The sequence below is a fragment of the Isoptericola sp. NPDC055063 genome (assembly GCF_053608125.1).
In genome coordinates this window covers 14,655-36,116 of record NZ_JBSGUW010000002.1, presented here as the reverse complement: position 1 = coordinate 36,116, position 21,462 = coordinate 14,655, and the positions used below count along the sequence as shown (strand labels likewise).

Annotated in this window: 16 protein-coding genes; 8 read left to right on the top strand and 8 right to left on the bottom strand. The window is 73.9% G+C overall.

Translation table 11 applies throughout. The annotated features are described in order from the left end of the window. Positions 1-166 precede the first annotated feature (166 nt). The gene (locus tag ACWF41_RS02150) at positions 167-1,393 is read left to right on the top strand and encodes a MalY/PatB family protein (RefSeq protein WP_380323283.1); all 1,227 of its coding nucleotides are present in this window, start codon (positions 167-169) and stop codon (positions 1,391-1,393) included. Here the strand turns inward: ACWF41_RS02150 and ACWF41_RS02145 are convergent. Next, positions 1,390-2,139, bottom strand: a complete 750-nt coding sequence (locus ACWF41_RS02145; RefSeq protein ID WP_380323286.1) for a M15 family metallopeptidase — start codon at positions 2,137-2,139, stop codon at positions 1,390-1,392. The two genes, ACWF41_RS02150 and ACWF41_RS02145, sit on opposite strands and share 4 nt — an antisense overlap. 38 nt (positions 2,140-2,177) lie before the next feature. Between ACWF41_RS02145 and ACWF41_RS02140 the strand changes: the two genes are divergently transcribed. Next, positions 2,178-4,166, top strand: a complete 1,989-nt coding sequence (locus ACWF41_RS02140; RefSeq protein WP_380323289.1) for a penicillin-binding transpeptidase domain-containing protein — start codon at positions 2,178-2,180, stop codon at positions 4,164-4,166. Between the two features lie 86 nt (positions 4,167-4,252). Continuing rightward, complete coding sequence (locus ACWF41_RS02135) at positions 4,253-5,956, top strand: hypothetical protein (protein ID WP_380323292.1); 1,704 nt, start codon at positions 4,253-4,255, stop codon at positions 5,954-5,956. Positions 5,957-5,959: 3 nt separating this feature from the next. Here ACWF41_RS02135 and ACWF41_RS02130 read toward each other — a convergent pair whose 3' ends face one another. Beyond that, on the bottom strand, positions 5,960-6,739 hold the full coding sequence (locus ACWF41_RS02130) for a glucose 1-dehydrogenase (protein ID WP_380323295.1): 780 nt from the start codon (positions 6,737-6,739) through the stop codon (positions 5,960-5,962). 90 nt (positions 6,740-6,829) lie between these two features. Next, positions 6,830-7,447 (bottom strand): TetR/AcrR family transcriptional regulator, encoded by a 618-nt coding sequence (locus ACWF41_RS02125; RefSeq protein ID WP_380323297.1) that lies wholly within the window; start codon positions 7,445-7,447, stop codon positions 6,830-6,832. A gap of 171 nt (positions 7,448-7,618) precedes the next feature. Here ACWF41_RS02125 and ACWF41_RS02120 point away from each other — a divergent pair, with 171 nt between their 5' ends. Further along, a complete protein-coding gene (locus tag ACWF41_RS02120) occupies positions 7,619-9,025 on the top strand; it encodes a glutamate decarboxylase (RefSeq protein WP_380323300.1) in 1,407 nt (468 codons plus the stop codon). Between the two features lie 104 nt (positions 9,026-9,129). On the opposite strand, the gene ACWF41_RS02115 is transcribed toward ACWF41_RS02120, so the two are convergent. Then, positions 9,130-10,383, bottom strand: coding sequence for an amidohydrolase (locus tag ACWF41_RS02115; RefSeq protein ID WP_380323303.1), 1,254 nt, complete (start codon positions 10,381-10,383; stop codon positions 9,130-9,132). Between the two features lie 124 nt (positions 10,384-10,507). Between ACWF41_RS02115 and ACWF41_RS02110 the strand changes: the two genes are divergently transcribed. After that, positions 10,508-11,095, top strand: coding sequence for a histidine phosphatase family protein (locus ACWF41_RS02110; protein WP_380323306.1), 588 nt, complete (start codon positions 10,508-10,510; stop codon positions 11,093-11,095). A 20-nt stretch (positions 11,096-11,115) separates the two neighbouring features. Here ACWF41_RS02110 and ACWF41_RS02105 read toward each other — a convergent pair whose 3' ends face one another. Further along, entirely contained in the window at positions 11,116-12,870 is a 1,755-nt protein-coding gene (locus ACWF41_RS02105) for a hypothetical protein (RefSeq protein WP_380323309.1), read from the bottom strand. 99 nt (positions 12,871-12,969) lie between these two features. Further along, positions 12,970-15,015 (bottom strand): NAD(+) synthase, encoded by a 2,046-nt coding sequence (locus ACWF41_RS02100; protein ID WP_380323312.1) that lies wholly within the window; start codon positions 15,013-15,015, stop codon positions 12,970-12,972. Between the two features lie 74 nt (positions 15,016-15,089). Here ACWF41_RS02100 and ACWF41_RS02095 point away from each other — a divergent pair, with 74 nt between their 5' ends. The 3 genes from ACWF41_RS02095 (at position 15,090) to ACWF41_RS02085 (ending at position 17,791) form a co-directional block, all read left to right on the top strand. After that, on the top strand, positions 15,090-15,836 hold the full coding sequence (locus ACWF41_RS02095; RefSeq protein ID WP_380323314.1) for a copper resistance CopC family protein: 747 nt from the start codon (positions 15,090-15,092) through the stop codon (positions 15,834-15,836). Between the two features lie 228 nt (positions 15,837-16,064). After that, the gene (locus ACWF41_RS02090) at positions 16,065-16,346 is read left to right on the top strand and encodes an HU family DNA-binding protein (protein ID WP_079573476.1); all 282 of its coding nucleotides are present in this window, start codon (positions 16,065-16,067) and stop codon (positions 16,344-16,346) included. 173 nt (positions 16,347-16,519) lie between these two features. Further along, positions 16,520-17,791, top strand: a complete 1,272-nt coding sequence (locus ACWF41_RS02085; protein WP_380321773.1) for an MFS transporter — start codon at positions 16,520-16,522, stop codon at positions 17,789-17,791. Here the strand turns inward: ACWF41_RS02085 and ACWF41_RS02080 are convergent. Together ACWF41_RS02080 and ACWF41_RS02075 are read right to left on the bottom strand one after the other, a co-directional pair. Next, positions 17,698-18,627 carry a helix-turn-helix domain-containing protein gene (locus ACWF41_RS02080; protein WP_380347087.1) on the bottom strand — a complete coding sequence of 310 codons (930 nt, stop codon included), beginning with the start codon at positions 18,625-18,627 and terminating at the stop codon, positions 17,698-17,700. The two genes, ACWF41_RS02085 and ACWF41_RS02080, sit on opposite strands and share 94 nt — an antisense overlap. Beyond that, entirely contained in the window at positions 18,624-21,326 is a 2,703-nt protein-coding gene (locus ACWF41_RS02075) for a flippase-like domain-containing protein (protein ID WP_380321767.1), read from the bottom strand. Before ACWF41_RS02075 ends, ACWF41_RS02080 begins: the two co-directional genes overlap by 4 nt. Positions 21,327-21,462 lie beyond the last annotated feature (136 nt).

Genomic DNA, 21,462 nt, shown 5'->3' with positions numbered 1-21,462 from the left:
CAATCTCGTGTGGGGAGGAGGGGGTCCCTTTTGGGAGGGTGGAGGACAACGAAGGGCGGGGCGTGGACGGGTGGAAGTCGGGGGGGGAGCGTTCCCTCTTTCTCCCCGCCGGGAGGGGGGGGAACCCGCTACGTCGGGGCTCGTCCGCTCTGGTAGACCGGGAGCCGTGACGCACGAGACCACGACGACCGCCGTCGACAACCCGTTGGAGCAGCTCACCCTGGACGACCTGCGCCGCCGCACGTCGGTGAAGTGGCGGGTGTACCCGCCGGACGTGCTGCCGCTGTTCGTCGCGGAGATGGACACGCCCGTCGCCCCGTGCGTCGCGGACGCGGTGCGCGCGGCGCTGGACGTCGGCGACACGGGGTACGACATCGGCACGACGTACGCGGAGGCGCTCGCGCCGTTCGCGCAGGAGCGGTGGGGGTGGGCGCCCGACGTCGCGTCCAGCCGCACGATGCCGGACGTCATGGTGGCCGTCGTCGAGGCGCTGCGCGTGCTCACGTCGCCCGGGGACGCCGTCGTCGTCACGCCGCCGGTGTACCCGCCGTTCTACGGCTTCCCGGGGAACGAGGGCCGCCAGGTGCTGGAGGCGCCGCTCACTGCGGACCTGCGCCTCGACCTCGGCACGCTGGAGGACGCGTTCGCGCGCGCTACGGGCGCGGCCGCCCACGGCACCGGGCCGGGGTCGGGGCGGCGCGCCGTCCTGCTCCTGTGCAACCCGCACAACCCCACCGGCACGGCGCACGCGCGTGCCGAGCTCGAGGCGGTCCTCGCGCTGGCGGACCGGTACGGCGTGCGGGTCCTGGCCGACGAGATCCACGCGCCGTTCACGTTCGACCGGGTCGCGGCCGGCGCCGCGCCGTTCGTGCCGCTGCTGTCCGTGGCGGGCTCGGATCGGGCGATCGTCGTGCAGTCGGCGTCGAAGGCGTTCAACCTCGCCGGGCTGCGCGCGGCCACCCTGCTCGCCGGGCCCGACGCCGCCGCGGACCTGCGGCGCATCCCCGAGGAGGCCGGGCACGCCGTCAACCACCTCGCCGTGCTGGCCCACGCCGCGGCCTACCGCGACGGCGGGCCGTGGCTCGACGCGCTCCTCGCCGGCGTGCACCGCAACCGTGCCCTCGTGGGCGAGCTGCTCGCCGAGCACGCCCCCGCCGTGCGCCTCCAGCCCGCGGACGCGACCTACCTGGCGTGGCTCGACGTCCGTGAGGCCCTGCCCGACGACGTCCCCGCGGCGGGCGCGGCCGGCCTCGTGCTGGAGCGCGGCCGCGTCGCCCTCGACGACGGCGTGCGGTTCGGCGCGGGCGGCGCGGGGTGGCTGCGGATCAACCTCGCCACGTCGTCGGCGGTGCTCACCGAGGCGGTGCAGAGGCTCGGCCGCGCCCTCGCCTAGCGTCCGTAGTCGGGCGCCGACGCGACGCCGAACGCCTCCTCGAGGGTGGTGATGCCGGCCAGGTGCATGCGGGTCGTGAGGGCGGGCCCCACGTACCGCAGGTGCCACGGTTCGGCCGAGTAGCCCGTGACGTCGGCCGCGCCCTTCGGGTACCGCACGACGAACCCGTACCGCCACGCGTTCCTCGCCACCCAGCGGCCGGTCTCCGTGCGACCGAAGCGCAGGTACGACGTGCCCTGCTGCGCGACGTCGACGGCCAGCCCCGTCTGGTGCTCCGAGAACCCGGGCCGCGCGGAGAAGGTGTCCGCGTCGTCGCTGCCGTGCCCGGCGACGTACCGCGCGTACAGGCGCCGCTGGTCCGGCATCGACCGGAACGCCGACGCCAGCACCAGCGTCCGGCCCGTGGCGTCGTCCGCCGCGGCGGCCAGGCGCTCCAGGGCGCGCGCCGCCCGCGGTCGCATCCGGTCGTGGCCGCCGAGGGCGGGGACGTCGGGCTTCACGAGGTCGTCGGGGGCCCAGCCGCGCGGGCTGATCGGGCGGGACTTGTTCACCAGCACCAGCGGGTCGGCGGGGTCGTCCACGGGGGTCCACGCGCGGGTCAGCACCATCGCGTCGTCGGGCCGGGGGACGGGGATCGCGGCGCCCGCGACGGCCGCCGGCACGACGACCCCGAGGGCCGCCACGGCCCCGGCGACGGAGGCCGCACAGAATCTATGCAGCACCGTTACCAGGACACGGGGGGACATGCCGTCAAGACTGCCAGGAAGCCGATAACCTCGCCAAGGTGCGCCGCTACCGCCTCGCCCTCGCAGCCGTCCTGGCCCCTGTGGTGGCCGTGCCCCTGGTGGCTTGCTCCGGCCCCGACGTCCCCCCGGTCGACGACGCGGCACAGGCGCTCGCGACCGCGCTGCTCGCCGGCGACGTCGCCGACGTGCCGCTGAAGGTGCCCGGGTCGGTGAACCCCCAGGCCCAGCTCACGCAGGTGCTGGAGCCGCTGGTCGACTCGGCAGGCGAGCGGGAGCACACCGTGAAGGTCGCGGACGTCGGCAAGGTGGTCACGAAGGACGGCGCGACGACGGCGGACGTGACCCTTGACTGGGCGTGGCCGCTGGGCCGCGACCTCTCCTGGGCGTACTCGACCACGGCCCACCTCGTGTACGCGGCGCCGGAGGGCGGCAAGGGCGAGGGGGCCTGGCGCACCACCTGGAGCCCGGACGTGCTGGTGCCGGACCTCGCCCCCGGCGAGCGCCTCAAGGTCACCACGCTCGACGCCGACCGCGGCGACCTCCTGGACGGCGACGACGAGCCGATGGTGACGTCCCGCGGGGTCTGGCACCTCGGGGTCGACAAGACGGCGGTCGAGGGGCTCGGTCAGGAGTCGGCGGCGCGCGACCTCGCCCAGCTCGTGGGGCTCGAGCCGAACGAGTTCTTCGCCAAGGTCGAGGCCGCGGGCGACAAGGCGTTCGTCGAGGCGATCACCATCCGCAAGAAGGACTCGGGCGTGGACTTCACGGTCGACGACGCGCTGGACATCATCGGCGTGCGGGCGATCGAGGACGAGCAGGAGCTGGGCCCCACCAGCACCTTCGCCAAGCCGATCCTGGGCCGGGTGGGCGAGGCCACCCAGGAGGTGGTCGAGAAGTCGAAGGGCGCGATCCAGGCCGGCGACGTGGTGGGCCTCTCGGGCATGCAGGCGGCCTACGACGACCAGCTCACGGGGCACCCCGGCGTCGTCGTGAGCGTCGTGCCCGCCGGCGGCGCGGACGGCGACGTCGGCCTCGACGGCGAGCCCACCGAGGACAAGGACGCCAAGCGCGAGCTGTACCGCGTGGACGCGGTGGACGGCACGGCGGTGAAGACCACGCTCGACCAGGACATGCAGGAGCACGCGGAGGACGTCCTCGACGACGTCGACCCGGCCAGCGCCATCGTCGCCATCCGGCCGTCCGACGGCGCGGTGCTCGCCGCGGCGAGCGGGCCGGGCAGCGAGGGTTGGTCCACCGCGACGCTCGGCCAGTACCCGCCGGGATCCACGTTCAAGGTGGTCGACGCGCTCGCCTTCGGGCGCGCGGGGATCACCCCGGACACGAAGGTCTCCTGCCCCACCTCGATCACGGTGGACGGGCGCTCCTTCGGCAACGTGCCCGGCTACCCGTCGTCGGCCACCGGGAACGTGCCGCTGAGCACCGCCTTCGCGCACTCGTGCAACACCGCGATGATCGGCCAGCGCGACAAGGTCGCGCAGTCGGACCTCGCGACCGCGGCGTCCGACCTGGGCCTGGTCGACGAGAAGGTCGCGGCGGAGTCGATGGGCATCGGCGCGTTCCTCGGCGCGGTGCCGGCCGAGGCCGGGGAGACCGAGCACGCGGCGTCGATGATCGGCCAGGGCAAGATCCAGGCGTCGCCGCTCGGCATGGCGACGGTCGCGGCGAGCGTCGCCGCCGGTCAGCGCGTCGAGCCGGTGCTGGTGCGCGGCGACGAGAAGAAGGACGAGGCGAAGCCGTCCACCCCGGGCGTCAGCGAGGACGAGGCGAAGGTGCTGCGCCGGCTGATGCACGGCGTCGTCACCGAGGGCAGCGCCGACATGCTGCAGGACGTGCCCGGCATCGTCGGCGCCAAGACCGGCACCGCGCAGTACGGCGACGGCTCGAAGCAGCACGTGTGGATGCTGGCGATCGTGGACGACCTCGCGGTGGCCGTCTTCGTCGAGGACGGCCACCGCGGGTCGGACACCGCCGGGCCCCTCATGGAGGAGTTCCTCGAGGGACTGTAGCCCCGCGCAAGTCCCAGCATCCGGGCGATCCTGTCCGCCCCTCGAACGGCCGCCTACCCTCGTCGGCAATCGTCGAGGGGGAGTTCATGCGCGTCGTCGGAAGGGTCCTGCTGGCCGTCGTCGGGGGCCTGGTGCTCGTGGTCGGCGCGGCCGCGGCATGGGTCGTGGGGCCGGACGACACCGTCGTCGCCGGCGACACGACGTTCTCCACCGGCACGGCGTACACGGCGCGCGGGCTGCTGGACGTCGAGAACCTCGCGGTCCGGGTGACCGCCGAGGCCAGGAAGGGCGAGGTCTTCGTCGGCGTCGGCCACCCGGTGGACGTCTCGGACGTCGTCGCCGACCATGACGCCTTCCGGATCTTCCAGGTGAACATCGGCTCCCTGGCGGGGGCGGTGGACCCCGGCGAGGACGCGATGCCGGACCCGCGCGGCATCGACTGGTTCGACTCCGTGTCCGGCGCCGGGGAGCAGGCGCTCTCGTACCCGGTCGACGGACTGGCGCCGCAGTTCCTGATCTACTCGCCCGACGGGGCACCCGTCACCGCGTCGATCGGGTTCACGGTGCCGGGCGCCTTCCGGTTCCTCCTCCTCGTGGCCGGCGCGGGTGCGCTCCTGGCCGCGGCGTCGTTCCTGCTCCGGCGCCGTCGCCCCCGCGGGTCCGGCGGGGCGGACGACGTCGTCGACCCGACGGACGCGGAGCCGGCCTCCGACGACGCCGAGGAGCCGCGGGAGAGGGCCGCGACGGGCACCACGACCCGCCGAGTCGCCGCCGTCGTCGGTGCGGGGGCGCTGGTGCTGCCGCTCGGCGCGTGCGCCGTCGTGCCGACGCTCCCCGCGGAGATGCCCGCCAGGCAGGAGCGGAAGGTCGCCCTCACGGCCGACGACGTCGACGCGCTGTGGGCCGGTTACGACAAGCGCAACAACGCGGCGATCAAGGCCGCCGCCGCACCGAAGTACGACTCGTCGCGCTGGTCGACGGCGGACACGGGCGTCGCGCTCGAGGGCGACCTCTACTGGACCCGGTACAACCAGGCCGCGAGCAAGGAGGAGGGCGCGAAGAAGGCGAAGGGCGACGTCGAGCGGCTGACGACGACGGGCGAGTGGGTCTCGTCGCCGTCGTTCGACTCCTACCCGATGTGGGCCGTCGTCCACGGTGAGACGACCAGCTCGGCCGACGAGAAGAAGGACGCGAAGGACGACACGGCGAAGGAGAAGGAACCGAAGTTCACGACCGCCTCCCTCGTCGTCAAGGTGGCCGCGGACCAGCCGTGGAAGGTGCGCAGTGGCATCTCCGTGCCGGTGTCGGAGGTCGAGAACTTCCCAGAGGCGGCCACCGACCCCACGGAAGCCCAGCTCGCGAAGGCTCAGAAGGTCGCCAAGGCCATGAACGCCTACGTCAGCACCGGCAAGAAGTCGAAGCTGCTGGGCGACCTCGCCGGCGTCAAGGCCCTGCGCGAGCTCTACGTGGGCCGCATCGAGGAAGGCATGGCGGACGACGACTCCCCGTCGACGTGGTCCCTCGACTCCGAGCTGTTCGACGACGAGAGCGTGCACGTCGTCCCGGCCGACGGCGGCGCCTACGCGGTGATCGACCAGCGGCACACGCAGAAGGTCCAGCACGACGACGCGGGTTGGCACTGGAACCCGCCGTTCGACGCCGTCAACGGCGACGCCGGGGCGCTGCTCTACCAGCAGCAGGCCTCCACCGTCCTGGTGTGGATCCCGGACAGCGGCAAGGTGAAGACCTTCCCGTACTACACGCGCCCCGTCATCGCCGACAGCATGTGACCGTCAGAGCTGGCCGTGGCCCTTCTTCGAGGGCACGCCGGCGATGAGGCCGCCGTCGACGACGAACTCGGAGCCGGTGGAGTAACTGGACTCGTCGCTGGCAAGGAAGACGATCATCTGCGACACCTCCGCCGGGTCGGCGGCGCGGCCCAGCGGGATGAGCAGGTCGTCGGGGTTCAGGGACGCCGTCATGGGCGTGGAGATGAACCCGGGGTGCACGGAGTTGACGCGCACGCCGTACGGGCCGAGGTCCAGCGCGACGGACTTGGTGAGCCCGCGGACGCCGAACTTGGAGGCCACGTACCCGTGCAGGCCGGCACTGCCGCGCATGCCCTCCACGGACGAGATGTTGATGATGGACCCGGAGCCCGCCTTCGCCATGATCGGCGAGACGGCGCGGATCCCCAGGAACACGCCGGTGAGGTTGATGTCGATGATCCGGCGCCAGGCGTCGGTGTCGAACTCGGTGATCGGGCCGCCGTTCGCGATGCCTGCGTTGTTGACGAGCACGTCGACGCGGCCGAACTCCTCCAGCGTGAACGCGACGGCCTTCGCCCAGTCGTCCTCGCTGGTGACGTCGAGGTGGACGTAGCGGGCGACGTCCGTGCGGTCGCCGTTGAGCTCGGCGGCGAGGGCCTCGCCCTTCGCGTCGTCGAGGTCGGCGACGACGACCTTGGCGCCCTCCGCGACCAGCGCGCGGGCGTGGGTGACGCCCATCCCGCCGGTGCCCCCGGTGATGATCGCGACCTTGTTGTGGACGCGGCTTCCTGTGCTGACGGCCATGTCGGCCTCCTTCGTGGTTCTGCTGCCGTGCTGTGGTGAGTGGGTGCACCTGCCCGCCTGGGACACGAATGTCCCGGGACGGAGGGGACGTCAGGGGGACGGCGTGGTCCACCAGGCGGGCAGGGCGTCGTGGGCGACGCGCGGGAAGAACCCGGGGTCGCGGGGCGGGGGAGCGCTGAGCCAGACCTCGAGGGCACCGACGGTGCCGAGCCCGACGTACGTCGCGAACGCGCGGGCGTAGCGGTCGGCCTGGTCGGCGGGGGTGCCCGGGTCGAGGGGCATGAGGCCGGGGTGGGCGCGGAGGTGGTCGGTGAGGGTGCCGGCGACGTGGTCGGCGAGCAGCCGCGCGAGCGGTGCGCTGAGCCCGCCCTCGAGGGCCCGCTCGTAGACGGGCAGGTGCGCCTCGACGTGGGCCTGCAGCGCGCCCGTGTAGCGGGCGACGACGTGCTCGGCGTCGTCGTGGGTGGCGTGGCCGGCGACCTCCCGGACGTCGGCGTCGAACTCGGCGCGGATGCGGTCGAGCTCGGCGCCGAGCACGCGGGCCAGGAGGTCCGCGGGATTGGCGGCGTGGTCGTAGAACGTGGCCCGGTTGATGCCGGCGCGGGCGGCGACGGCCGACGCGGTGAGGTCGGCGACGTCCTGCTCCGCGGCCAGCTCGAGGACGGCGGCGCGCAGGGCCTCCGCGGTGCGCTCGACCCGCTTGTCCATGCCCGTCACCTCCGCTGTTCGACGTTCTCGACGTTCTCGACGCTACGCCGGAGAGGCTCAGTTAGGCAACACGTGTCGCCTAACTCACTTCACCCGGGCTGCCCGGGTGAGCCCGCCGGGCCCGACCTACGCTCGAACGTGCCGCACCCGCCACCGACGAGGGGAACCGCCATGGTCAGCAGGACCCGAGGGAGCGGCCGCCGCCGCCCCCGCAGCGGGGACGTCGAGCTCAACCCCGTCTTCGTTCGGCCCGGGGAGACGCGCTCGGTGCCGCGCGACCGCCTGCCGGCGGGGGAGTCGCTGCCGGAGACGGCGTTCCAGATCGTCCACGACGAGGCCATGCTCGACGGCAACGCGCGGCTCAACCTCGCCACCTTCGTCGGCACGTGGATGGACGACCACGCCAGCCGCCTCTACCTCGAGGCCGCCGACAAGAACATGATCGACAAGGACGAGTACCCGGCCACGGCGGCGGTCGAGGACCGCTGCTGGCGGATGCTCGCGGACCTCTGGCACGCCCCCGACCCACGCCACGCGATGGGCACCTCGACGATCGGCTCCTCGGAGGCGTGCATGCTCGCCGGGCTCGCGCTCAAGCGGCGCTGGCAGCAGGCGCGGCGCGACGCCGGCAAGCCCGTCGGCACCCCCAACCTCGTGATGTCCAGCGCCGTGCAGGTGTGCTGGGAGAAGTTCTGCAACTACTTCGAGGTCGAGCCGCGCTACGTGCCCATCAGCGAGGAGCACCGCGTGCTCGATGGGTACGACCTTTCGACGTACGTCGACGAGGACACCATCGGCGTCGTCGCCATCCTCGGCGTCACGTACACGGGCATGTACGAGCCGGTCACCGAGATCGCCGCCGCGCTCGACCGGATCCAGGCGGCCACCGGGCTGGACGTGCCCATCCACGTGGACGGCGCGTCGGGGGCGATGGTCGCGCCGTTCGTGCAGCCCGACCTGGTGTGGGACTTCCAGGTGGACCGGGTCGCGTCGATCAACACGTCCGGGCACAAGTACGGCCTCGTGTACCCAGGGCTCGGCTGGGTGGTGTGGCGCGACGAGGAGGCCCTGCCCGAGAGCCTCGTGTTCCGGGTGAGCTACCTGGGCGGCGACATGCCCACCCTCGCGCTGAACTTCTCCCGGCCCGGGGCGCAGGTGCTGCTCCAGTACTACATGTTCCTGCGGCTCGGGAGGTCCGGTTACGAGGCCGTGCAGCACGCGTCGTCGGACGTCGCGCGGTACCTCGCCGACGGCGTCGGGAGGCTGCCCGCGTTCGAGCTGTGGAACGACGGCTCCGACATCCCCGTCTTCGCGTGGCGCCTGAAGGCGGGGCACACGGAGAACTGGAACCTGTACCACCTGTCCGACCGGCTGCGCACGCGCGGCTGGCTCGTGCCGGCGTACCCCATGCCCGACGACCTCACCGACGTCACCGTGCAGCGCGTCGTCGTGCGCAGCGGCCTCAGCCGGGACCTGGCGGCGTCGTTCCTCGCCGACCTCGAGGAGGAGGTCGCCTACCTCGACGCCCTCACCGGCCCGATGCCCACCGAGGGTCAGCGCACCGGCTTCACCCACTGACCCCAGCTCTGTGCCGAACAGGCACCTGACACCGTGATGGGGTCGGATTCGACCCCATCAGGGTGTCAACTGCCTGTTCGGCGAGAGCGCGGGCGGCCCGAAGGTCAGCGGGCGAAGCGCTCCGACCGCTCGCGCACGCGGCCTGCGCCGCGCCCGCCGTCGGCGCCGGCATCCCACGTGTAGACCTCGGTGCCGGTGACGAAGACGTGCTCCGCGCGCGAGCCGACGTCGAGCGGGTCGCCGGACCAGACGACGACGTCGCCGTCGAGCCCGGGCGTGAGCGCGCCGACGCGGTCGTCGAGGCCGAGGAACGACGCCGGGTTCACCGTGAGCGCCTCGAGCGCGACCTGCGGGTCCAGGCCCTCCTTCACCGCGAACGACGCCTGGTGCACGAGGAAGTTGATCGGCACCACCGGGTGGTCGGTCGTGATGGCGACGCGCACCCCGGCGTCCGCGAGGCGGGCGAGGTTGCCGATGTCGCGGTGGCGCAGCTCCACCTTGGAGCGCGACGTGAGCATGGGCCCGAAGATCACCGGCACGTCGCGCTCGGCGAGCACGTCGGCGACGGCGGCGCCGTCGGTGCCGTGGTTGACCACGAGGCGGTAGCCGAACTCGTCCGCCAGGCGCAGCGCGGTGGCGATGTCGTCCGCGCGGTGCGTGTGCTGGTCCCAGGCGAGCTCGCCGGCGAGCACCCGCCCCAGCGTCTCCTTGCCGAGGTCGCGGGCGAACGGCTCGCCCTTGGCCTCCGCCGCGTCGCGCTGCGCCACGTAGTGCTGCGCGTCGAGGAACGCCTGCCGGATGACGGCGGCCACGCCCAGGCGGGTCGACGGCGCCTTCTTCTGGTCGCCGTACACGCGCTTGGGGTTCTCGCCGAGGGCCGACTTCACCGACACGGACTCGCTGATCACCTGCTCGTCGACGGTGCGGCCGCCCCACGTCTTGATCGCGACCGTCTGGCCGCCGATCGGGTTGCCCGAGCCCGGCTTCACGACGACCGACGTCACGCCGCCGGCGAGGGCGTCGCGGAAGCCCTCCTCCTCGATGTTGATCGCGTCCAGGGCGCGCAGGTGCGCGCCGTCCGGCGCCGTCATCTCGTTGGTGTCGTCGCCGGCCCAGCCCTCCGCCTCCTCGTGCACGCCCACGTGCCCGTGCGCCTCCACGAAGCCGGGCAGCACCCACCGGCCGCCCGCGTCGAGCGTGCGGACGCCGTCGGGGACGACGACGTCCACCCCCACGGCCTCGATGACGCCGTCGGTGATCAGGACGGTGCCGCCGTCGATCGGCAGGCCGTCCACGGGGACGACGTAGCCGTTCGTGATCGCGACGGACGAGCGGGTGGTGCGGATGGGAGAGGTCATGCCCGCCATCATGCCGTCGACCCCGGGCGCCGAACAGGCAGTTGACGCCGGGATGGCGGCTCGACGGGCGTCATACCGGTGTCAACTGCCTGTTCGGCACGGGCACGGGCGCTACGGTCGGCGGATGCCGACCCGACACCTGCACGTGCTGCGCCACGGCGCGGCGGACCGGTTCGGCGAGCTGACGGACGAGGGGGAGCGGCAGGTCGCGCTCGCCGGCCGCCGTCTGGCCGCCCTGCCCGTCGACGCCGTCTGGCACTCGCCCCTGCCGCGCGCGGTGCGCTCCGCCGAGGTGCTGGGCGCGGAGCTCCCGGGCGTCCCCGTCGCCGCGGCGCCCGAGCTCGTGGACCACGTGCCATACCTGCCCGACCCGATACCGCCCGCGTGGGCGGGCTTCTTCGACGACGAGGACCGTGCCGAGGCCGCCGACGGCGCCCGCCTGGCCGCCGCGCTCACCGCCCGGTTCGCGCGCCCCGCCGACGTCGAGACGCACGAGGTGCTGGTTACGCACGCGTTCCAGGTCGCGTGGCTGGTGCGCGACGCGCTCGCCGCCCCGCCGGAGAGCTGGCTGGGGCTGCCGTACGGCAACGCGTCCCTCACGACGATCGAGTACCGCGACGACCGCGGCTCGTCCCTGGTCCTCTCCAACGACATGGGGCACCTGCCGTCCGAGCTGCGCTGGACCGGGTTCGGGCCGGTCGCGCGCCCCTGACCGCCTCCGTCAGGGGACGTTCATCGAGCGACCGTGACCGTACGGGTCGGGCTGACCGCGCGGACGGAGACGATCGTCGCGGAGGCGACGGCTCGCAGCAGGACCGGCCCCGCCGGGAGCCTGACACTGACGGTCGCACGTCCCGTGGAGTCCTGCTTGGCGGTGCCCACCGTCTTCCACGTCGTGCCCGACCTCCGCTGGAGGCTGAGCGTGCCGCCCCTCGCCGGCACCGACGACGTCATGCGGAACGTCGCCGGCTTTCGCGCGCTCGGTGCTGCCGTCACGACCTTGACCGTGACAGCCGGGCGCACCTTGACCGTGCGCGTGCGCGAGACCGCAGGGCCCGCCACCGCGACCCGGTCGGCATGCCGCCACCGGTAGACGGTCGTGGCCGAGGGGCGGACGGTGGCCGTGGCCACCCGGTCGCGCCCGCCGGTGGTATAGGTGCCGACCCTGGTCCACGTCGACGTGCCCGCCTGGTGTCGTTCGAGGACCAGCTTCTCCCCGGTGAAGCTCGGGCCCTTGCCGTCCGCCGTACCAGGCTGGCGTCGCACCAGCCGAGCGCGCAGCGTGGCAGAGCCGCCCTTGTCCACGACGTCCACGCTCGCCGCACCGGCGACGATCTGCGTGGCAGGGTAGAGGCGATAGGTCGCCGTGGCCTCCGCCTGCGAGGTGTTGGAGCCGTTGGCAGTGGCGTACACGGTCCCGGTGCTCTGCCACGCCCAGTCGGCTTCCCACGAGCGGTCCACTGCGAGGGGGAACGCACATGGGGTGCGTCCGCCGGAACCGAGGCACGCGTAGCGCGCCTCGTCGGACGTGTTGACCCCGGAGAGGTGGTTCTCGCCGTTCCCCTCGGTGCTCCACATCATCCAGGTGTCGATGGCCGGGTCCGACCAGGCCGGTGAGGCCGACAGGGTCGTCCGTACCCGGAGTCGCGTTCCTGACAGCACCCACGACGACGGTGTGACTCTCGTGCCGGACGGCGTGGTGATCACCAGCGGTGACCAGGCGAGCGGATCCTCGACGACGAACGTGGTCGAGCCCGTCGTCGTCCACCCCGCCCAGTCCGTCACCGTGACGTCCCACTGGTGCCTGCCCCGGGCGAAACGCGCCTGTTCGAGAGTAGGGGACTGGCCTCGCGAGGGCCCGTACGACTGGGGCGACGCCTCACCCCAGGGGTACCACCTGTAGACGACCTCGCCATCGAGCCGGGCGACGGCCGAACGGTAGTGAGCGTCGGGCGGCAGGTCCGCGCTCCAGGTGACGAAGGACTGCTCCCCGACGAGCATGTGGGATCGGTCCGACGACGCGAAGTCGTTCCACACGCTGATCGTCGGTCGCGGCGCGCCGATCAGCGTGCGGCCGGCGACCCGCACCACGGTCCCGTCGTCGAGGGTGGCGTCCACCGCGAGGCCGATCCGGCCGGGGTCGTGGTGCTGCGACGGCGTCCAGTCCAGCTCGAACGGGGGAACGGCGTCCACCGCCGACGACCGCTTCGGGGTCTCCGACGAGTCGTCCTGCACGGAGCTGAGCGCGAGGCTGGCGACGTGCGACGTGTCCCCCGTGAGCGTCAGTGTCATGGGGGTGGACCACGCCGCACCGAGAGGCGTGACGGACGTCCCCGCCGCGACGTCCGGCAGCCCGGTGAGGGTCAACGGCGCAGGGTCGGAAGTGGCTTCCGCGGCCACGGCAGCGGTGTCGAGCAGCGTCGCGGTGAGAATCAGCGCGAGCAGGCTCGCGATTGCGAGCCGGGGCGTGGTCGGGCGTCGTCTCATGGGCACGCGTCGTCTCTGTCCGGGAGCGCGATCGTCGTGCTCGGCAGGGTGAGCGTAGCGACTCCGCCGGCGCTCGCCGGTCCCTGCGGGGGTGAATTCCTAGTCGAGGGGGACGTTCGCCTCCAGCTCGGCGAGCCAGGCGGCGGCCGACGCGTCGGACGGCATGCGCCAGTCGCCGCGCGGCGACATGGTGCCGCCGGGGGAGACCTTGGGCCCGTTGGGCAGCGCGGAGCGCTTGAACTGCGACGAGAAGTACCGGCGGAAGAAGACGACCTCCCACTTCCGGATGGTGGCCAGGTCGTAGGCGGACCGCTCGTCGTGCGGGAAGTTGGGCGGCCACTCGCCGGCGTCGGGGTCGCGCCAGGCGTGCCAGGCGAGGAACGCGATCTTGGACGGCCGCAGCCCGTGCCGCAGCGTCCAGAACAGGGTGAAGTCCTGCAGCGCGTACGGCCCGATGGTGGCCTCCGTGGACTGCGGCGCCTCGCCCTCCTCGGCGGGGACGAGCTCGGGGGAGATCTCCTGCCCCAGGATCTCCAGGAGCAGGGCGTTGGTGCCCGCCTCGAACTGGCCGGTGTCCGCCACCCAGCGGATGAGGTGCTGGATGAGCGTCTTCGGCACGCCGGTGTTCACCGCGTAGTGCGACATCTGGTCGCCCACGCCGTACGTGCACCAGCCCAGCGCCAGCTCGGACAGGTCGCCGGTGCCGAGCACGATGCCGCCGCGGTGGTTCGCGAGCCGGAACAGGTAGTCGGTGCGCAGGCCGGCCTGCACGTTCTCGAACGTGACGTCGTAGACCTTCTCGCCCGCGCCGTACGGGTGGCCCAGGTCGCGGAGCATCTGCTCGGCCGCGGGCCGGATGTCGAGCTCCTCGAAGTGCACGCCCAGCGACGTCGCGAGCCGGGTGGCGCGGTCCTTCGTCGCAGACGACGTCGCGAAGCCGGGCATCGTGATCGCGTGGATGTCGCTGCGGGGCCGCCCGAGGCGGTCCATGGCGCGCGCCGCGACGATGAGCGCGTGCGTCGAGTCCAGGCCGCCCGAGACGCCGATGACGATCTTCGGCTGCCCGATCGACCGCAGCCGCTGCTCCAGCCCGGCCACCTGGATCGAGTACGCCTCGTAGCAGTCCTGGGCGAGGCGCTCCGGGTCGTCCGGCACGAAGGGGAAGCGGTCCACCTTGCGGCGCAGGCCGACGTCGCCCGCCGGCGGGTCGACGGTCCACCCGATGGTGCGGAACCCCTCGACGCGGGAGCCGAGCGCGCGGCGGTTGTCGTCGAACGACCCCTGCCGCAGCCGCTCCTGGCGCAGCCGGTCGAGGTCGACGTCGGCCACGGAGCGCCGCGCGCCGTCGGGGAAGCGCTCGGTCTCGGCGAGCAGGTCGCCCACCTCGTAGACCATCGTCTGGCCGTCCCACGACAGGTCCGTGCTCGACTCGCCCTGCGCCGCCGCGTAGGCGTACGCGGCGAGCCCGCGGTGCGACGCCGAGCGCACCATGAGCCGCCGGTCCTCGGCCCGCGCCACCGTGATGGGGCTGGCGGACAGGTTGAGCAGCACCGTCGCGCCTGCCAGCGCGGCTTCCGCCGACGGCGGCACGGGCACCCACAGGTCCTCGCACACCTCGACGTGCACGACGAGCCCGGCGACGTCGTCGGCGGCGAACAGCAGGTCGGGGCCGAAGGGCACCGGGCCGTCCGCGAACGGCAGCGTGACCGTGGCGCCGCGCCGGTCGTCGCCGGGAGCGAACCAGCGCTTCTCGTAGAACTCGCGGTAGTTCGGCAGGTACGACTTGGGGGCGACGCCCAGCACCCGCCCGCCCTGCACGACGACGGCGCAGTTCAGCAGCCGGTTCCCGACCTCGAGCGGCGCCCCGACCACGAGCAGCGGGCGCAGCTCGGCGCTGGCCTCGACGATCGCGGCGAGCGCGTCGGACGTCGCCTCCAGGAGCGCGTCGGCGAGGTGCAGGTCGTCGATGGCGTAGCCGGAGACGCACAGCTCCGGGAAGACGGCGACCGCGACGCCGTCGTCGTGGCACGCGCGCGCCTCGGCGAGGATCGCGGCCGCGTTCGCGCGGGGGTCGGCGACGGTGACGGGGACGGTGCAGGCCGCCACGCGGGCGAAGCCGTGGGCGTAGGCCGAGGTGAAGTCCACCCCCCGAGTGTAGGAACGCCGCCCGCCCCCGCGAGCCCTGACAGCTCGGGCGAGTGGGTCGCTAGGGTCGGGCCGTGCACCCCCGACCCGCGCGCCGTCGTCGCGCCCTCGTCGTCCTGCTCGCCGCCGTGCTGGCCCCCGCGCTCGGCCTCGCCGTCGCGCAGCCCGCCGCCGCGCACGACCGGCTCGTCTCGTCCGACCCGGCCGACGGCGCGAAGGTCGCCGAGCCGCCCACCACGCTCACGCTCGTGTTCAGCGCAGCCATGCTCGACTCCGGCGCCCAGGTGGCCGTCACGACTCCCGACGGGACGACGAAGGCGCAGGTCGCGGTGGATGGCGAGGACGTCGTCGCGACGCTGCCCGCCGACCTGCCCGGCGGCGAGTGGGACGTCGCGTGGCGCGTCGTCTCCTCCGACGGCCACCCCATCGAGGGCGACCTCGCGTTCACCGTCGCGGCCGCCTCGCCGAGCCCGACGCCGACCCCGACCGACACGGCGAGCGCGACGGCGACCCCGACGACCGCGTCGCCCACCGCCACGGCCAGCGCCACGGCCAGCGACACGGCCAGCGACACGGCCGCCGACGACGGCCACGGCACGCACCGGTCCGGCACCCCCGGCGCGGACCTCGACGCCGACGGCGAGGCCGGGTGGGCGACGGCGTGGCTGTTCCCCGTGGCGGTGCTCGCCGCGGTGGGCGTCGCCGCGGCCGTCGTGCTGCGCGTGCGCCGGCGCGACACCGTGGGTTGGCAGGACGGCGAGCACGACGCCGAGCACGACGAGGATCACGACGACTCCGGGGACGGCGGCCCGCGCGACTGAGGCGCCGTCGAGCAGGCGATCTGTCCCGCCACGAGGCCCGACAGCGCGACAGATCACGTGCTCGAAAGGTTCCCGGATCGGGGTGTCCGGCACGCCACGCGCGGAAAAGTCGCAGGAATCCGCGGATGTTCCCTAGTGTGTTCCCCGGTCCCCCGGCGCGAGCCGGGCGGGATCGTGAACGTGACGACGCGCGGGTCGCGTGCGTCGTGAACCGGAGAAGGGATGCACATGTCGCTGAACAAGTCCGAGCTGGTCTCGGCCATCGCCGGCAAGGCCGAGCTCAGCAAGGCGGAGGCGGAGAAGTTCCTCAACGCCTTCCAGGCTGTGCTCGAGGAGTCGCTCGCCAAGGGCGAGGCGGTCAAGGTCACGGGTCTGCTCTCGGTCGAGCGCGTCGAGCGTGCCGCCCGCACCGGCCGCAACCCGCGCACGGGCGAGGAGATCCAGATCCCCGCCGGCTTCGGCGTGAAGATCAGCGCCGGCTCGCTGCTGAAGAAGGCCGTCGCGAAGTGATCCTTCGCTGACCGACGTCCGCGTCGCGTCAGCCACCCGGAGGCCCGCCGCTCGCCCTGCGCGAGCGGCGGGCCTCCGGCGTTCCCGGGGCAGGCCGGGCGGGCGTGGCGTCTCGATCGAGTCCGGCGGCGTCCGGGTCGGCTCGCGCCGGGATGGCGGTTGTTGCGACCGGCATGACCACGAACCCGATCGACACGGCGGCCGCGCCGGACGCGGCCCGCCTCACCACCACGGGCACGACGGCGCCCACGCCGGCGCCCGCGCCGCGCCCCCTGACCCCACGCCGCGCAGCCCTCGCGCTCGCGACGATGTTCCTCGGCAGCTTCTCGCTCGTGACGGCGGAGTTCCTGCCGCCCGGCGTGCTGACGCCCGTGGCGCAGGACCTGGGCGTCTCGGAGGGCGTCGTGGGGCTGTCGGTGAGCGTCACCGCCCTCACGGCCCTCGCCACCGCGCTGGGCCTGGGCGCCCTGTTCCCGCGCACCGACCGCCGCACCCTGCTGGTGGTGCTGGCCCTGGGCGCGGTGGTGTCCAACGTGCTGGTCGCCGTCGCGCCGAGCATCGGGGTGCTCATGGCGGCCCGGCTGCTGCTGGGCGCGGCGCTCGGCGGCTACTGGTCGATGTCGCTGGTCATCGCCACGCAGCTCGTCCCGGCGGACCGGGTGGGCAGGGCGATGATGATCGTGAACGCGGGGACGACGGTCGCGACCGTGGCCGGGGTGCCGCTCGGCGTGATCCTCAGCGCGGCCGCCGGCTGGCGGGTCGTCTTCGTCGCGGCCGCGGTGGTCACCGTGGTCACGGCGGTCGCCATGCGGGCCGCGCTGCCGCCGGTCGCGCCCACGCCGGGCATCGGCTGGGCCGCCACGGGCCGTGCGCTGCGGTCCCCGGGCGTCGCGCTGGGCCTGGTGAGCATCGTGGCCGTCATCGGCGGGCACTTCGTCGGCTTCACGTACGTGCGCCCGGCGCTGTCCCTGCTGCCGGGGGCGGACGTCGGCACGATCGCCGTGCTGCTCGCCCTGTTCGGCGCGGGCGGCCTGGTCGGCAACTTCGCGATCGGCGCGATCGTGGACCGGCACCTGGCGGTGCTGCTGCTCGCCGTGCCCGCGGTGATCGGCGTGAGCGTGGCCGCGGTGGGGCTGGCGGCGGCGTTCCCGGTGCTCGCCTACCCGGCGGTGATCCTGTGGGGCGCGGCGTTCGGCGGCGTGCTCAACGTGGTGCAGGTGTGGATCACGCGGATCATGCCGGGGCAGGTCGAGGCGGGCAGCGGCCTCGTCGTGGCGGCCTTCCAGACGGCGATCATCCTCGGCTCGGCCGTGGGCGGCCTGGGCGTGGACTCGGTCGGGGTGGGCTGGACCTATCTGGTCGCGGCCGTGGTCGCGGTGGCCGGCGGGGTGCTGGTACGCAGCACGCTCCCGCGGCGCCACTCGGACGGCGTCGCGCCCGTGTGACGACGGAAGGCGCGGCCGAACGCCGTGTCCGAGCCGTAGCCCAGGCGGCGGGCGATCGCCGCGACCGACAGGTCGCCCGCCGCCAGCAGGCAGCGCGCGTGCGCGACCCGCACCTGCGCGAGGTAGCGGCCGGGCGTCTGGCCCGTGGCGTCGCGGAACCGGGCGGCGAATCCGGACCGCGACGCCAGCGCCACGCGTGCCAGGTCGTCCACGGTCCACTCCCGCCCCGGGTCGGCGTGGATGGCCGCGACGGCGCCGGCCAGGCCCGGGTCCTCTCGCTGCATCAGCCAGCGCGCCGGCGCGCAGCCGCGGGCGTACCAGGCGCTGATCGCGAGCGACGCGACGAGCGTGACGACGCGGTCGCCGAGCACGCTGCGGGGCGCGCGGTACGACTCCACGAGGTCGCGCAGCATCGCGGCGGCCGTCGGCTCCGTCTGCGGCAGCTCGGTGAGGAGCACGTGCTCGGGCAGCACGCCGCGGCCGGTGTCCGCGCCGACGGGCGCGACCTGCACGCACTCCACGACGGCTTCCGACAGCGCGTGCACCTCGAACCGCGGCCCGTGCGGCAGGAAGAGGAAGTCACCCGGGGCGAGGTCCGCCACGTCGCCCACGCCCCGCACCCGCACCAGGCCCTCGGTGACCAGCAGCAGGGCGCCCGCGCCCGTCGCGTGCTCGGCCCAGCCGCCCGCGTCCAGCGCGTGCCGCGAGCGCGCGACGAACCGCCACTGCAGCCCCGCGAGCACCCGGTCGAGCTCGTCGGCCGCCGCGGAGGCGGACGTGACGCCCGGCGCACCGCACGCGGCAGCGTCCGACCCCACGCCGTCGAGCGTCGTCACAGGTCGCCCGTGCTCTCCAGGCGCTTCATCGCCACCCAGCCGATCGGGACGCGTGCCCAGTAGGTGACGACGCGGTAGAGCATGGTGACGGAGAACGCCAGGGACGCGGGGATGCCGGCCGCCGTGAGGCCCGCGATGAGCGCGCCCTCGACGCCGCCCAGGCCACCGGGGGTGGGCACCATCGCGCCGACGGAGTTGCCGACCAGGTAGATCACGGCCACGTCGATGAGGTTGAGCTCCTGCCCGAAGGCGGCGAGCGCGGCGTCGAACGCGAGCACGTACCCCAGCGTCATGATGACGTTGCCGCCGAGGCCCAGAGCGAGGCGGGTGGGCTGGCCGATCATCTGCGACAGCCGCGGCCACACCTGCTCCAGCGTGGGGCGGGCCTTCTCCCACGCCCACCGCCGCACGGACGGGACCAGCAGGGTCGCCACGACCGCCACCCCCACGCCCGCGATGGCGAGCAGCACGGTGGTCGAGGGCAGGTCGATGAGGCCGCCGGATCCGGTGGACACGGACAGCACGACGAGCAGCAGCACCGTGACGACGAACTGCGACAGCTGCACCAGCGCCACCGTCGCGACCGCCATCGGGGTGGCCACGCCGCGCCGGGTGAGCATCCGCAGGTTGAGGGCGGCCGGCCCGATGCCGGCGGGGGCCGCGAGCGACACGAACGACCCGGCCATCTGCGTGAGCGTCGCGCGCCACAGCGGCAGCTTCTCGGGCGAGAACGCGCTGAACGTGAGCGCGGCGCCGAACCACGTGATCGCCCCGAACGCGAAGGACGCCGCCACCCACCAGGGGTTCGCCTCGGTGATCGCGGAGGCGATCTCCTCGAAGTTCATCGTCGTGACGATCACCGTGACGGCGACGATCGTCAGCGTCAGCATGATGATCGTGCGGGCGCCGAACCGGGTGATGTTCTGGGGCTGGACGTCGGCCTGCGGCAGGCGCTCCACGAGGGCCTCGCGCAGCTCGTCCAGCAGGCCCTTGGCCTTGCGGACCTCCTCGCGCGTGGGGCTCGGCAGCGCGACGGACTGCAGCAGCGGGCCGATCGCGGCGATCTCCTTGTCGGGCAGCGCGCGGACGGCGGACGCGAGCGCCCGCCGCGCGCCCACGCGCAGCGCCAGCAGGGCGAGCATCTGCGTGAGGTCGAGCCGGCGCGACAGCGTGCCCGACGCGATCTCGCCCTGCTCCCAGCCGGTCAGCCAGACGTGCGGCGCGCCGCGCTCGTCGTGGTGCACCAGCACCACGTCGAGCGTCAGGGAGTGGTGCGTGAGGCCGGCGTCGTGGGCCCGGCGCAGCTGCTCCCAGGCCTCCGCGAGGACGGCGTCCCCGCGCGCGCCCTCGAGGTCGTCGGCCGCGACGTCGCGCAGGGAGACGGCGCCGCGCGCGTGCTCCTGCACCAGCACCACGGAGTCGTCGGCGACGCCGATGCCCTCCAGCCGCTGGGTGCGCACCCCGGCCGCGGTGGCCGCGTACGCGAGGAGGGCGGTGCGCTCGGCCGCGGCGCGCAGCGAGATGGAGGCACGGCCCTCGAGGCCACGCAGCCGCAGCGCGCGCCACAGCCGCTGCACGGTGGTCATGACCTGGCGGTCGCCGTCGAGCACGACGACGTCGCGGCGGGGCGCGCCGTCGTCGGTGAGCAGCGCGTACACGCGGTTGTCGCCCGCCCGGGTGAGCGCGACGGCCGCGGCGTCCGCCGTCGTCGGCGGGGCGGGGAGGGCCTGGCCCTCGTCCGGCGGTTCCTCCACGACGTCCCCGTCGGCGTCGTACGCGGCCACGGGGTCCTCGGGCGGGGCGGGCACCTCGCCGGGGGCGTCGTCGTCGACGACGACGGACACGTCGCGCACCCGGACCAGCGCCGTCGGGTGGAACCCCGCGCGCCGCACCGCGGCGACGAGGTCGGCCCCGTAGGCGCGCTCGCTGCGCACGCCGGAGACGTACTGCACGGCCTGCCCGGCGAGGCGGCCGAGCAGCAGGGCGACGATCACTCCCGGCAGCGAGACCTGCCCGGTGATGAGCACGATGGCCAGGGACAGGTAGAGCACGTTCCACGACCAGCGCACCGTGCGGCGGCGGGTGCGCGGGCCGGCGGTGGTGAGCAGGCCGGCGATGGCGGCCACGTACCCGGGGATGGTGAGCTGCCAGGTGCCGTCGCGGAAGACGGACAGCCCGCGCACCAGCTCGTCGCTGCCGAACCGGGAGATCGTGAGCGCCGTGACGACGCCGAGCACGAGGCCCAGGGCTGCCGCGCAGATCGACTCCACCACCTGCCGGCCCAGCCGGCGCCAGCCCAGCTCGATCAGCACGGCGGCGGGCACGAACAGCGTGACGAGGCCCTCGAGGAGCTGGACCGGCACGAACAGGATCCGGGCCAGCAGGGTGCTGAAGTTCTGGACGTCCTCCGTGACGCCCTCGGTGGTCGCGTGCGCCACCACCGACAGGACGAGCACGAGCGCCACACCCAGCGCGCTGACCACCATGCCGAGCATGTCGGAGGGGTGCCGCACCCGGGCCTCGGGCGTGTCGACGACGCGCACGAGGTCGGTCGGCGCGCCGTCGTCGGAGCCGTCGCCGCCCAGCAGCGCCTGCAGCGGACCGGTCGGGGGCGTCGGGTCGGACGCCGGCCCCCGGTGCGACGGGCGATCCCGGTGCGACGGATCCTGGACGGGACCCGCGGTGCTCGCTCCGGACATGCCGGGAAGTCTAGGCGGAGACGGGGACTGTGGCCTGTGACACGAGCCGGAGCGCAGTGGTAGGTTCCCGGACCACGATGCGATACCGGTCCGGGTGTGACCCACGCCCGTGACCACGGCGACACACCGGTGTGCC